Consider the following 13277-nt stretch of genomic DNA (forward strand, 5'->3'; position numbering starts at 1 on the left):
TTCCCTTCCAGTGCCGATGAAGCTCCAGCCCGACAAATCCGACGTCCAGACCCTCACCGCGCATGGTCCGGGCTGGGTGGCGATCAACCACGAACGCGTCGAGCAGAGCGTGGTGCTGGGCTCTCGCGGCGAGCGTTTCGTCTGGAACTGCGCGCGTTTCGAGGAGCTCGGCCCCGAGCACTTCGCGCAGCTGGCGGCAATCGGCGCGGAAACCGTGATCTTCGGCAGCGGCGCCCGCATCCGGTTTCCACAGCCTGCGTGGCTGCGCCCGCTCATCGACCGGCGCACCGGACTGGAAACGATGGACACCGCCGCAGCCTGTCGCACTTACAACATCCTGGCGAGCGAAGGCCGGCACGTGCTGGCAGCGCTGCTCGTTGAGGCCCCAATCGCTGGCAAATAGGGCCCATTTCGGGCTAAAATCGCAGGTTGCGAACCGGCGATCCGCCCACAGTGAGCAACGACCAATCCTCCAGCGCTCCGGCCTGCAGCCGCGCGATTGGAACCCAACGGAGAAAACAAGTTTCATGGCGATCGTTGTCAACAAACCCATCCCCGAATTCGAGTCCACCGCCACCGGCGGCCTGAAGGTCTCGAACACATCGCACCTCGGGCACGTTCTGGTGATGTATTTCTATCCGAAAGACAACACGCCCGGCTGCACCACCGAGGCGATGCAGTTTCGCGATCGTTACAAGGACTTCGTGAAGGCCGGGGCCACCGTCTTCGGCGTGTCCCGCGACAACATGAAGTCGCACGACGAGTTCAAGGCCAAGCTCGAGCTGCCCTTCGAACTCATCGCCGACACCGAAGAGAAGATGTGCCACATGTTCGGCGTGGTGAAGAACAAGATCATGTACGGCAAGAAGGTCAAGGGCATCGAGCGCAGCACCTTCCTGATCGGCGCCGACGGCGTGCTGAAGGCCGAATGGCGCGGCCTCAAGGTGCCAGGCCATGTCGACGATGTGCTCAAGGCCGTCAAGGCCCTCAAGAAGGAAGCCTGATCCGGCGCCCGCCCGTGCGGTTTGGCACGGGCCGCGTTGGCAGCACGCCACGCTTGCCTGCCGCGACACGCACGTTGTGCATAATGGATTCATGCCGTTGAGCTCCACGACCGCATCCACCGAACAAAGCCGCCAAGGTCTTCTGGCGGCTTTTTCGTTTTCCGGCCCCTACTTTTTGTGAGCACACCGCCCCATGCCATTGCCCCCCGCCCCCACGAAGCGTGCAGCCCTCCTCTCCCCGGATGCGCTCGACGCACCGGCACACACGTCGGCCAAGGCGCCGCGCCGCGGTGGCCGCGCCGCGGACGACGCGCAAGGCGACGGTCCTCGGGCGCTCGAACTGTTCGATGAACGCGGCCGGCCTTCTGCCGGCGGGCGCCCCACCGCGCCGGAAGCCATGCAGCAGATCGAGACCAAGCCGCGCCCCGCCCCCAAGCCGGAGCCGACGCCGCAGCCTGTCGCACGTGCAGAGCGGGTACCGGCGGCGCCTACTGCGCCCTCGCCCGCACCGGCCGCGCGGCCGCGCGCCGAACGCGGCGCCCATGAGGCGGCCCGGCCTCGCCGCACCAAGTCGAGCGGGCCGGCCAAGCTGTTCGTGCTGGACACCAACGTGCTGCTGCACGACCCGATGTGCCTGTTCCGCTTCGAGGAACACGACATCTTCCTGCCGATGATCGTGCTGGAAGAGCTGGACGGCCACAAGAAGGGCACGACCGAAGTGGCCCGCAACGGCCGGCAGACGAGCCGCACGCTCGACGCCCTGGCCGGCGCCAAGGACGCGGACATCGGCCAGGGCCTCAAGCTCGACACGACCGGCCACCGCGAGGCGGGCGGCAAGCTGTTCTTCCAGACCGCACCGCTCGACTACACGCTGCCGACCAGCCTGCCGCAGGGCAAGGCCGACAACCAGATCCTGGGCGTCGTGCAGGCCCTGCGCGACCTCTACGCGAAGGACCGGCCGGGTATTCCGAAGCAGGAAGTGGTGCTGGTATCCAAGGACATCAACATGCGCGTCAAGGCGCGCGCCCTGGGCCTGGCGACCGACGACTACCAGAATGACAAGACGCTCGAGGACGGCGACCTGCTGTACGCGGGTTCGTACGCGCTGCCGGCCGACTTCTGGACGCGCCAGAGCAAGACGGTCGAGAGCTGGCAGAGCGGCAGCAGCACCTTCTACCGCATCAGCGGCCCGATCGTGCCCAACCTGTACATCAACCAGTTCGTGTACTTCGAAGCGCCCGGCGAGCCAAGCATGTACGCACGGATCACCGAGATTCGCGACAAGACGGCCGTCCTCAAGACGCTGAAGGACTACAGCTCCGGCAAGAACGCGGTGTGGGGCGTGTCGACCAAGAACCGCGAGCAGAACTTCGCGATGAACGTGCTGATGGACCCGGAGATCGACTTCGTCACGCTGACCGGCACCGCCGGCACCGGCAAGACGCTGATGGCCCTCGCCTCGGGCCTGACGCAGGTGCTCGACGACCGCCGCTACACCGAGATCATCATGACTCGCGCGACGGTGAGCGTGGGCGAGGACATCGGCTTCCTGCCCGGCACCGAGGAAGAGAAGATGGGCCCGTGGATGGGCGCGCTGGACGACAACCTCGAGTTCCTGGCCAAGGGCGACGGCGGCGGCGCTGGCGAATGGGGCCGCGCGGCCACCAACGAGCTGATCCGCAGCCGCATCAAGATCAAGAGCATGAACTTCATGCGCGGGCGCACCTTCCTGAACAAGTACGTGATCATCGACGAGGCCCAGAACCTGACGCCCAAGCAGATGAAGACGCTGATCACCCGTGCGGGCCCCGGCACCAAGATCATCTGCATGGGCAACCTCGCCCAGATCGACACGCCCTACCTCACCGAAGGCTCGTCGGGCCTGACCTTCGCCGTCGACAAGTTCAAGGGCTGGCCACACAGCGGGCACATCACGCTGGCACGCGGCGAACGTTCGCGGCTGGCCGACTTCGCGAGCGAAGTGCTCTGAGACAGCAGCGCACCATGGCTCCAGAGAGCCCGCGCAGCCTGCAGGCCGCGCGGGCTTTTTTTCGTCCGCTTCGATAAGCTCCTGACAAGACGCTGTCAGGAGCCGGTGTGCACCATCGCGGCTCCTCAACAGAAACGAAAGCGAGTCGATCATGCAAAACGCCCTCAGCTGGTTCGAGATCCCCGTCAGCGACCTGGACCGCGCGCAAACCTTCTACCAAACCGTGCTCGGCCAGGAATTGCAGCGCCAGAACTTCGGCGGTGCACCGCTGGCCGTGTTCAAGTACGAGCGGCCCGGCGTCGGCGGCGCACTGCAGGCCAATGCCAAGGGAAGCGCTCCGCTGGGCAGCGGCATTCGCATCTATCTGAGCTGTACGCAGTTGGATGCCGTGCTCGAGCGCATCGCACCCGCCGGAGGCGCCATCGTTTCCCCCAAGGAAGCGCTGCCGCAGGGGATGGGCTTCATCGCCCACTTGCGCGACACCGAAGGCAACGCCGTCGGCCTGCACGCGTTCGATTGAAGGCCAGGACACGCGGCCTTCGACACGTCCAAGCTCCCGACCAGGAATCGATCTGATGCGCCGCGCCGACCGTCTGTTCCATATCGTGCAGCTCATTCGCGGACGACGACTCACCACGGCGGCGTTCCTGGCGCAGCGGCTCGAAGTCTCGGAGCGCACGGTGTACCGCGACGTGGCCGACCTGCAGCACCAGGGCGTGCCCATCGAGGGCGAAGCGGGCGTCGGCTATCGCCTGGGCGCCGGCTTCGAACTGCCGCCGCTGATGTTCACCCAGGAAGAAGCGACGGCCCTCGTCGCCGCAGCGCGCGTGGCGCAGACGTGGGTCGACCCGGCGATGGCACGCGCCATCGAGACCGGGCTCGGCAAGATCCTGACAGTGCTGCCTCCGGCCGCGCGCGTGTCGGCCGAGGCGCTCACCATGTATGCGCCCGCCATGGCCCTGGACGATGCCACGCGCCTGCAATTGCAGACACTGCGTGAAGCGGTGCAGGCGCGCAGCAAGCTGCGCCTGTCTTACCGCGACCTGGCCGGTGGCGCGACCGAGCGCACCGTGCGGCCGCTCGGCTGCCTCTACTGGGGCAAGGTGTGGACGCTCTCGGCCTGGTGCGAACTGCGCGGCGACTTCCGCGGCTTTCGTGTCGACCGCATGAGCCGCGTCACGGTGCTCGACGAACGTTTTCGCGACGAGCCTGGCAAGACGATGGCGGACATGCTGCGCCAGGTCGAAGCCGAGCGGCGAGAACGCCCCGCTCAGTAGTCGTCGCCGCCTCCGAAACTCGCCAGGTTCTCGAACTTGGTCAGCGGCTTGAGGAAGGCCAGCTTCACCGTGCCGGTGGGGCCGTTCCGGTGCTTGCTGATGATCACCTCCGCCACACCCGGCTCCTTGCTGTTCTTGTCGTAGTAGTCGTCGCGGTAGATGAACATGATGATGTCCGCGTCCTGCTCGATCGCGCCGGATTCGCGCAGGTCGCTCATCATCGGGCGCTTGTCGGTGCGGCTCTCGACGCCACGGCTGAGCTGCGACAGCGCAATCACCGGGCACTTGAGCTCCTTGGCCAGCATCTTGAGGCCGCGGGAGATTTCGCCGACCGCGGTCGCGCGGTTCTCGTCGCTCATGCTGCTCGACGTGCTCATGAGCTGGAGGTAGTCGACCACGATCAGGCCGAGCTTGCCGTACTGGCGGGCCAGCCGCCGTGCGTTGGCGCGCAGTTCGCTCGTGGTGAGGCCGGGCGTCTCGTCGATGTGCAGCGAGATCGTCCGCAGCTTCTCGATCGCCTCGGTCAGGCGCGGCCATTCCTCGTCGGTGAGCTTGCCGGTGCGCAGGTGGCCCTGGTCGATCCGGCCGATGGAGCCGACGATACGCACCGCCAGCTGCGAAGCGCCCATTTCCATCGAGAACACCGCCACGGGCAGACCTTCGTTCAGCGCCACATGCTCGGCGATGTTGATCGCCAAGGAGGTCTTGCCCATCGATGGACGCGCCGCCAGCACGATCATGTCGCCGGCCTGCAGGCCCGAGGTCATCTTGTCGAACTCGTAGAAGCCGGTGCGGATACCGGTGATGTCGTTCGGGTTGTCCGCCATCTCGGTCACGCGATCGAGCAGTTCGACCACCAGGGAGTCCATGCTCTGGAAGCCCTGTTTCATCCGCGAGCCTTCCTCGCCGATGTTGAAGATTTTCTGCTCGGCCTCGTCGAGGATCTTGTCGACCGCCTTGCCCTGCGGGTTGAAGGCATTGGTCGCGATCTCGTCGGCCGCGCTCACCAGCTTTCGCAGGATCGAGCGCTCGCGCACGATCTCCGCGTAGCGGCGGATGTTGCTCGCGCTGGGCACGTACTGCGCCAGCGAGTTCAGGTAGACCAGGCCGCCCATCTCGTCGGCCTTGCCGAGGTTCTGCAACTGCTCGTAGACGGTGATGACGTCCGCTGGTTTCGATGCGTTGATCAGCGTGCCGATCGCTGCGTAGATCAGCTTGTGCTCATGCCGGTAGAAGTCGGCGTCGACCAGCAGGTCGCCCATGCGGTCCCAGGCGCCGTTGTCGAGCAGCAGGCCGCCGAGCACGCTCGACTCCGCCTCGATCGAGTGGGGGGGGACGCGGAGTTGCGCGATCTGGCGGTCCGGCGAAGGATCGTTTTCGGCGTAGGAGAAGACAGCAGACATGGGTTTCCTGGAGCAACACCCATGCTACGGCGCGGGCAGCCCGCCGTCATGGGATAACGCTGTGGATAAACGGTGATTTCCCGGTGCAGCGATCGGGACAAAGCGGTGCCAAGAAGTCGCACCAAAGAAAAAGCCGCCCGAAGGCGGCTCTCGCGACGCGCCGAAGCGCGCGTGGCAGCTTAGGCGCTTTCGCCGTAGACCGTCACGGTGATATCAACCACCACGTCGGTGTGCAGCGCAACGCTCACGGTGCTGTCGCCAACAACCTTGATCTGGCCGTTGGGCATGCGCACTTGCGACTTCACGACCTTGTAGCCTTGCTTGTTCAGCTCTTCAGCGATGTCGCTGTTGGTGACCGAACCGAACAGGCGGCCGTCGACGCCGGCCTTCTGCGTGATCTTGACCGCGGTGCCGGCGAGCTTCTCGCCCTGGGCTTGCGATTCGGCCAGCTTGGCGGCCGCAGCCTTTTCGAGTTCGACGCGCTTGGCTTCGAATTCGGCCTTGTTGGCTTCGGTGGCGCGGCGTGCGCGACCCGACGGAATCAGGAAGTTGCGTGCGTAACCGTCCTTGACCTTGACGATTTCGCCGAGGGTGCCGAGGTTGACGACCTTGTCCAGAAGAATGACTTGCATGGTGTCTGCTCCTTAGACGCGGTGCTGGTCGCTGTACGGGACCATGGCCAGGAAGCGCGCGCGCTTGATGGCGGTGTTGAGTTGGCGCTGGTAGATCGCGCGCGTGCCGGTCAGGCGAGCGGGGATGATCTTGCCGTTCTCGCTGATGAAGTCACGCAGCGTGTCGATGTCCTTGTAGTCGATCTCTTCGACGCCAGCGACGGTGAAGCGGCAGAAGCGCTTGCGCTTGAACAGCAGCGACTGGGTGTTGCGCTTCGGGCGCTTGTCTTTGTTGAATTTCTTGAACGTGGCCATTTCGGGACCTCTCTTCGAAAATTAATCTTGCTGAAAATCCTGGATGTGCAGCACCGGATGCTTCGCCGTCCCCGGCGTCGCCAGAAAGCCCCTGAACAACCAGAGACTGCCCAGCGCCTGCTTCGCGAGCCGTTCGGCCACTGCGCCGAACGCGACGGCCTTGAGGGTCGCCTTCACATGTCGGGGCTTGCCGGCTTCGTCGATCGTCGACTCGTGTTCGAGTCGCAGATCGAGGGCGGGCAGACCGGCAGGCGTGAAGCGCAGGGCACCGAGTTCGGCAACGCAGGCCGTCAGCAACAGCTGATTGGCCGCGGCAACCGGGCTCACACCATCAGTTGTTGTTGGCGGCGTATTCGGCCTGCTGCGCTTTGCGGGCTTCTTCGCGCTCGACCGTCTTCATCATCGACGAAGGACCGGTGTCGGCCTTCTTCTTGACCACGGTCAGGTGGCGCAGCACGGCGTCGTTGAACTTGAACGCGTGCTCCAGCTCGGCCATCACGGCCTGTTCGGCCTCGATGTTCACGCACAGGTAGTGCGCCTTGTTGAGCTTGTTGATCTGGTAGGCCAGCTGACGACGGCCCCAGTCTTCAACGCGGTGGATCTTGCCGCCGCCGGCCGTGATCAGGCCCTTGTAGCGTTCCAGCATGGCCGGAACCTGCTCACTCTGATCCGGATGGATCAGCAAAATGATTTCGTAATGACGCATGGCACTCCTTGTGGATCTTCCGTAGAAGGGATAAAGCCACCCGCAGCGTCGGCGCAGTGTGGCAAGGCAAAGCCGGCGATTATAGCAGGGCCCCGGGTCCGCAACCCAGGAATCGCCGAACGGTGCCTCAGATCCCGAGGGCGCGATCGAGCATGGCGGCCTTCTCCGGGCCCACCGAGGCGCGGATCTTGGGCGCGAGGGCGAGGAGTTCTTCGTAGGAGCTCGTTCCTTCGACGGCCAGGTTGAGCCGGAATCCTCGCAATCCCAGCCCGCCCGTCAACTGCGTGGCGACCGGGTAGGCATCCTTGTAGCGCTGTTGCAAGGAACGGCCGGCCGGCGACGACGCCGGCTCCAGCTCCCGTGCGGCGGCCGCGCGAGAGGCCAGGTCCAAGGCGTCGGCCTCGAGAAGCACCGGGGCAGCCACGGCGGCTGGCTGCGACGCGGCCGCGGCCGATGCCACCGCCTGACCGGCGGGGCCCAGCAACCCCAGCTCGATCATCTGGTCGACGTCCTGCGCTGTCATGCCCTCGCAGGCCGTCAGGATGTCACCGATGGAGCGGCGGCCGTCGAAGAGGATGAAGGCGGAGCGTTGCCGCGGTGTCAGCCGGATCGAACGGTCTTTGAAGACCTGTTGGCCGGTCTCTGTCTTGACAAGAATCATGGCGCCCTCGACAGGAGTGTCTCGAGCGGTCAGTTTGCCAGCAAAAACGCAATTTGTTGCAAATATAGCCGACTGACGCAGGGATTACGCCGCACATCGGCGCCCTGCGCGCGTTGCGCAGATTCAACATCTGCGCAACGCCCTGTCCCGCCCGACCGCTCAGCGATTGGCCAGTTGCTGCCAGGTGTCGATCACGCTGTCGGGATTCAGAGAGATCGACTCGATGCCCTCGTTGGCCAACCACAGCGCAAAGTCCGGATGGTCGCTGGGGCCCTGGCCGCAGATACCGACGTACTTGCCTTGCGCCTTGCAGGCCTTGATGGCGCGGCTGAGCATCGCCTTCACCGCCGGGTCGCGCTCGTCGAAGTCGGCCGCCAGCAGTTCGAGCCCCGAGTCGCGGTCCAAGCCCAGCGTGAGTTGGGTCAGGTCGTTCGATCCGATCGAGAAGCCGTCGAAGAACTGCAGGAACTCGTCGGCCAGGATGGCGTTGCTCGGCACCTCGCACATCATGATGATCTTGAGCTCGTTGACGCCGCGCTTCAGGCCTTCCGCGGCCAGAAGATCGGTCACGCGCTCTGCCTGCTTCAAGGTGCGCACGAAAGGCACCATGATCTGCACGTTGGTCAGCCCCATGTCGTTGCGCACCCGCTTGAGCGCTTCGCACTCCATCAGGAAGGCCTCGCGGAACTCCTCGCTCACATAGCGTGCGGCACCGCGGAAGCCCAGCATCGGGTTCTCTTCTTCCGGTTCGTAACGGCTGCCGCCGATCAGCTTGCGGTATTCATTCGACTTGAAGTCCGACAGGCGCACGATCACCGGCTTGGGCCAGAAGGCCGCAGCGATGGTCGCAATGCCTTCGGCGACCTTGTCGACATAGAACGCCCGGGGCGACGCATGACCGCGCGCCACCGACTCGACCGCCTTCTTCAGGTCCGCATCGACGTTCGGGTAGTCGAGGATCGCCTTGGGATGCACCCCGATGTTGTTGTTGATGATGAACTCGAGCCGCGCCAGACCCACACCGTGGTTCGGCAACTGCGCGAAGTCGAAGGCGAGCTGCGGGTTGCCGACGTTCATCATGACCTTCAGGTCGATCTCGGGCATGGCGCCGCGCTTAACCTCGGTCACTTCGGTTTCGAGCAGGCCGTCGTAGATGAAGCCGGTGTCGCCTTCGGCGCAGCTCACGGTCACGAGCGTGCCGTCCTTGAGCAGGTCGGTCGCGTCGCCGCAGCCGACCACGGCCGGAATGCCCAGTTCGCGCGCGATGATCGCCGCGTGACAGGTGCGGCCGCCGCGGTTGGTGACGATGGCGCTGGCGCGCTTCATCACCGGCTCCCAGTTCGGGTCGGTCATGTCGGTCACCAGCACATCGCCGGCCTGGACGGTGTCCATTTCGCTGATGTTGTAGACCAGGCGGACCGGGCCGGTACCGATCTTCTGTCCGATCGCGCGGCCTTCGGCCAGCACGGCGCCACGACCCAACAACTTGTAGCGCTGCTCGGCCTTGCCCTGCTGCTGGCTCTTCACGGTTTCAGGACGCGCCTGCAGGATGTAGAGGTGGCCGTCGGTGCCGTCCTTGCCCCATTCGATGTCCATCGGCCGGCCGTAGTGCTCTTCGATGACCAGCGCGTACTTGGCCAGTTGCTCGACATCGGCATCGCTCAACGAATAGCGATTGCGCAACTCGGTCTTGACGTCGGTGGTCTTCACCAGCTTGCCGGTCGCGGCCTTTTCCTCGGGCGTGGCGAACTCCATCTGGATCAGCTTGGAGCCCAGGTTGCGGCGAATCAATGCGCGCTTGCCGGCCTTGAGCATCGGCTTGTGGACGTAGAACTCGTCGGGGTTCACGGCGCCCTGCACCACCGTCTCGCCCAGGCCATAGCTCGAGGTGATGAACACCACGTCTTCGAAGCCGGATTCGGTGTCGATGGTGAACATCACGCCGGCAGCCCCCAGGTCGGAACGCACCATGCGCTGCACGCCGGCCGACAGCGCGACCACGTCGTGCGCGAAGCCCTTGTGCACGCGGTAGCTGATGGCGCGGTCGTTGTAGAGAGAGGCGAACACCTCCTTCATCTTGTGCAGCACGTCGTCGATGCCGACCACGTTCAGGAAGGTCTCCTGCTGGCCGGCGAAGGATGCGTCGGGCAGGTCTTCGGCGGTAGCCGAGGAGCGGACGGCGAAGCTGGCCTGCGGGTTGCCCGCGCTCAGGGTCGCGAAGGCGTCGCCGATGGCTTTCTGCAGGTCGGCGGGAAACGGTTGTGCTTCAACCATGGCACGGATCTCGGCACCGGCCGCGGCCAGGGCGCGCACGTCGTCGGTGTCGAGCGCGGCCAGGCGCTTGCTGATCTTGTCGGCCAAGCCGTCGTGCGCCAGGAACTGGCGGAACGCGTGCGCCGTCGTCGCGAAGCCCGTGGGCACCCGCACCCCCTGCGGCAACTGGGAAATCATCTCGCCGAGGCTGGCGTTCTTGCCGCCAACCGACTCGACGTCGGTCATCCTCAGGTTTTCAAACGGTACGACCAGGGCGGTCGCGTCGAAGAGTGCAGACATGGGAAAGCTCCAGAAGTTAAAACTTGGGGCCGATGCCGAGGGCGCCGCACGATCGTTCTCGTTGCTGTGGGTGCGGGCGCGGTGGACATGGGGGAAATTCGGGGTGCGAGAAATGCGGTTGGCGGATGCCGGAATCTCGATAATGGCCCGGATTGTAGGCGCGCCCCCGACGGTCGTGCCGAAGGACAACACCGCCAAACCATGACCACACGCTCCGTTTTCTTCGTCTCCGACGGCACCGGGATCACCGCCGAAACCTTCGGCAACGCCGTGCTCGCGCAGTTCGAGATCAAGCCGCGTCACATCCGGCTGCCCTTCACCGACACGGTGGACAAGGCCCACCAGGCGGTTCGGCAGATCAACCACACGGCCGAGATCGAGGGCCGGCGCCCCATCGTGTTCACCACGCTGGCCAACATGGACGTGCTGGAGGTGATCGAAACCGGCTGCAAGGGCATGCTGCTCGACATGTTCGGCACCTTCGTGCGGCCGCTGGAGATCGAGTTGGCGATGAAGTCGAACCACCGCATCGGCCGTTTCAGCGACGTCAGCAAGAGCAAGGAATACAACGACCGCATTGCCGCGATCGACTTCAGCCTGCAGCACGACGACGGCCAAAGCAACCGCGACCTGCAGGGCGCCGATGTGATCCTGGTCGGCGTCAGCCGCAGCGGCAAGACGCCGACGTCGCTGTACCTGGCCATGCAGCACGGCCTGAAGGCGGCCAATTACCCGTTGATCCCGGAAGATTTCGAGCGCCTCCAGCTGCCGCCCGCGCTCCTGCCCCATCGCAAGAAGATCTTCGGCCTGACCATCCTGCCGGAGCGCCTGAGCGAGATCCGCAACGAGCGCCGCCCCAATTCGCGCTACGCCAGCCTCGAGAACTGCCGCCACGAGGTGAGCGAAGCCGAAGCGATGATGCGGCGGGCCGGTATCCGCTGGCTCAGCACCACGACCAAGTCGATCGAGGAGATCGCAACGACCATTCTTCAGGAGCTGCAGCCGCAGCGGCTGACATACTGACTGACGCAAAAAAGGCCACCTTGCGGGTGGCCCTTTCCATTCGCTACGCAGCGAGCGCGTCTCAGGCAGGGACGGCTTCCGCATCGACCTTCGCAACCTCGACGGCCGGTACGGGCGTGCGGATCAGGTGGTCGAAGGCGCTCAAGGCCGCCTTGGCGCCATCGCCGGCGGCGATGATGATCTGCTTGAACGGCACCGTGGTGGCATCACCGGCCGCGAACACGCCCGGCACCGAGGTCTGCCCGCGCGCATCGACCACGATCTCGCCGTGCTTGGACAGCTCGACCGTGCCCTTGAGCCAGTCGGTGTTGGGCACTAGGCCGATCTGGATGAACACACCTTCGAGCGGCACGGTCCGGCTCTCGCCGGTCGCACGGTCCTTGTAGACCAGACCATTGACCTTCTGCTGGTCGCCGGTGATCTCGGTCGTCTGCGCATTGGTGTGGATCGTCACGTTCGGCAGGCTCTGGAGCTTGCGCTGCAGCACCGCATCGGCACGCAGCTGCGTGTCGAATTCGATGAGCGTCACGTGGCCCACGATGCCCGCCAGGTCGATCGCGGCTTCCACCCCGGAGTTGCCCCCACCGATCACCGCAACGCGCTTGCCCTTGAAGAGCGGGCCGTCACAGTGCGGGCAATAGGCCACGCCCTTGTTCTTGTACTCGTGCTCGCCCGGCACGTTGATGTTGCGCCAGCGGGCACCGGTCGAGATGATCACGGTGCGGCTCTTGAGCGACGCACCGCTTTCCAGCTGGACCTCGACGTAGTCCTGACCCGGCACCAGCGCCGCAGCGCGCTGCAGGTTCATGATGTCCACGTCGTAGGTGCGAACATGTTCTTCGAGCGCGAGAGCGAACTTCGGCCCTTCGGTCTCCTTGACCGAGATGAAGTTCTCGATGCCCATGGTGTCGAGCACCTGGCCGCCGAAGCGCTCCGAGGCGACACCGGTGCGAATGCCCTTGCGTGCCGCGTACACGGCCGCAGCCGCACCCGCGGGACCGCCGCCGATGATCAACACGTCGAACGGGTCCTTGGCCGAGATCTTCTTCGCTTCGCGTTCCACGCCGCTCGTGTCGAGCTTGGCGAGGATCTCTTCCAGGCTCATCCGGCCCTGGCCGAACTCGGTGCCGTTGAGGAACACGGTGGGCACCGCCATGATCTGGCGTTCCTTGACCTCATCCTGGAAGGTGCCGCCTTCGATCATCGTCGTGCGGATGCGTGGGTTCTGCACCGCCATCAGGTTCAGCGCCTGCACGACGTCCGGGCAGTTGTGGCAAGTGAGCGAGACGTAGATCTCGAACTCGAAATCGCCATCGAGCGCGCGGATCTGGTCGAGCACTTCCTGCTCGACCTTCGGAGGGTAGCCGCCAATCTGCAGCAGCGCGAGGATCAGCGACGTGAATTCATGGCCCATCGGCAGGCCGGCGAAGCGCGGGCCGTGGTTTTCGCTCGGGCGATTGACCGAGAACGAGGGCTTGCGGTGGTTGTCATCGCGACTTTCGGTGAGCCTGACCAGCGGCGACGACTCGGCGACGTCCTTCAGCAGCGACAGCAGCTCGCCCGACGCCTTGCTGTCGTCGAGGGAGGCAACGATTTCGATCGGCTGCGTGGCGCGTTCGAGGTAACTTTTCAGTTGGGCCTTGGTGGCTGCGTCGAGCATGGCAGACTCACTTTCGATATTCAAAAACTATCAACTCGGGATAAAAAGACCCGGGGCCTCGTGAGCACCCGGGC

General features: G+C 64.9%; 15 protein-coding genes. 7 read left to right on the plus strand and 8 right to left on the minus strand.

What is annotated here, in order from left to right; genetic code table 11:
- Positions 1-16 precede the first annotated feature (16 nt).
- The 5 genes from QTH86_RS10175 (at position 17) to QTH86_RS10195 (ending at position 4271) form a co-directional block, all read left to right on the plus strand.
- A complete protein-coding gene (locus tag QTH86_RS10175; RefSeq protein WP_286644803.1) occupies positions 17-403 on the plus strand; it encodes an Mth938-like domain-containing protein in 387 nt (128 codons plus the stop codon).
- A gap of 124 nt (positions 404-527) precedes the next feature.
- Positions 528-1004, plus strand: coding sequence for a peroxiredoxin (locus QTH86_RS10180; protein WP_286644802.1), 477 nt, complete (start codon positions 528-530; stop codon positions 1002-1004).
- A 193-nt stretch (positions 1005-1197) separates the two neighbouring features.
- Positions 1198-2994 (plus strand): PhoH family protein, encoded by a 1797-nt coding sequence (locus tag QTH86_RS10185; RefSeq protein WP_286644801.1) that lies wholly within the window; start codon positions 1198-1200, stop codon positions 2992-2994.
- Positions 2995-3145: 151 nt separating this feature from the next.
- Entirely contained in the window at positions 3146-3514 is a 369-nt protein-coding gene (locus QTH86_RS10190) for a VOC family protein (RefSeq protein WP_286644800.1), read from the plus strand.
- 55 nt (positions 3515-3569) lie between these two features.
- Entirely contained in the window at positions 3570-4271 is a 702-nt protein-coding gene (locus QTH86_RS10195; RefSeq protein WP_286644799.1) for a helix-turn-helix transcriptional regulator, read from the plus strand.
- Here the strand turns inward: QTH86_RS10195 and dnaB are convergent.
- From dnaB to ppsA, 7 genes are all read right to left on the minus strand, one after another.
- Positions 4265-5674: a replicative DNA helicase gene (gene dnaB, locus QTH86_RS10200; protein WP_286644798.1), complete on the minus strand. Its 1410-nt coding sequence runs from the start codon at positions 5672-5674 to the stop codon at positions 4265-4267. The two genes, QTH86_RS10195 and dnaB, sit on opposite strands and share 7 nt — an antisense overlap.
- 179 nt (positions 5675-5853) lie before the next feature.
- On the minus strand, positions 5854-6306 hold the full coding sequence (gene rplI / locus QTH86_RS10205; protein ID WP_286644797.1) for a 50S ribosomal protein L9: 453 nt from the start codon (positions 6304-6306) through the stop codon (positions 5854-5856).
- Between the two features lie 12 nt (positions 6307-6318).
- Complete coding sequence (gene rpsR, locus QTH86_RS10210) at positions 6319-6600, minus strand: 30S ribosomal protein S18 (RefSeq protein ID WP_007830781.1); 282 nt, start codon at positions 6598-6600, stop codon at positions 6319-6321.
- A 21-nt stretch (positions 6601-6621) separates the two neighbouring features.
- Complete coding sequence (priB, locus tag QTH86_RS10215) at positions 6622-6927, minus strand: primosomal replication protein N (protein WP_286644796.1); 306 nt, start codon at positions 6925-6927, stop codon at positions 6622-6624.
- A 4-nt stretch (positions 6928-6931) separates the two neighbouring features.
- Positions 6932-7306, minus strand: coding sequence for a 30S ribosomal protein S6 (rpsF, locus tag QTH86_RS10220; RefSeq protein WP_158720371.1), 375 nt, complete (start codon positions 7304-7306; stop codon positions 6932-6934).
- Positions 7307-7433: 127 nt separating this feature from the next.
- On the minus strand, positions 7434-7967 hold the full coding sequence (locus tag QTH86_RS10225) for a hypothetical protein (protein ID WP_286644795.1): 534 nt from the start codon (positions 7965-7967) through the stop codon (positions 7434-7436).
- A 159-nt stretch (positions 7968-8126) separates the two neighbouring features.
- Complete coding sequence (gene ppsA, locus QTH86_RS10230) at positions 8127-10520, minus strand: phosphoenolpyruvate synthase (RefSeq protein ID WP_286644794.1); 2394 nt, start codon at positions 10518-10520, stop codon at positions 8127-8129.
- Between ppsA and QTH86_RS10235 the strand changes: the two genes are divergently transcribed.
- Complete coding sequence (locus QTH86_RS10235; RefSeq protein ID WP_286644793.1) at positions 10519-10725, plus strand: hypothetical protein; 207 nt, start codon at positions 10519-10521, stop codon at positions 10723-10725. The genes ppsA and QTH86_RS10235 overlap by 2 nt on opposite strands.
- Entirely contained in the window at positions 10722-11543 is an 822-nt protein-coding gene (gene ppsR / locus QTH86_RS10240; RefSeq protein ID WP_286644792.1) for a posphoenolpyruvate synthetase regulatory kinase/phosphorylase PpsR, read from the plus strand. The genes QTH86_RS10235 and ppsR overlap by 4 nt, the downstream gene beginning before the upstream one ends.
- 61 nt (positions 11544-11604) lie before the next feature.
- On the opposite strand, the gene ahpF is transcribed toward ppsR, so the two are convergent.
- Positions 11605-13203, minus strand: a complete 1599-nt coding sequence (ahpF, locus tag QTH86_RS10245) for an alkyl hydroperoxide reductase subunit F (RefSeq protein WP_286644791.1) — start codon at positions 13201-13203, stop codon at positions 11605-11607.
- Between the last annotated feature and the right edge of the window lie 74 nt (positions 13204-13277).

The sequence above is a fragment of the Variovorax sp. J2L1-78 genome (assembly GCF_030317205.1).
GTDB classification, from domain to species: domain Bacteria; phylum Pseudomonadota; class Gammaproteobacteria; order Burkholderiales; family Burkholderiaceae_C; genus Variovorax; species Variovorax arabinosiphilus.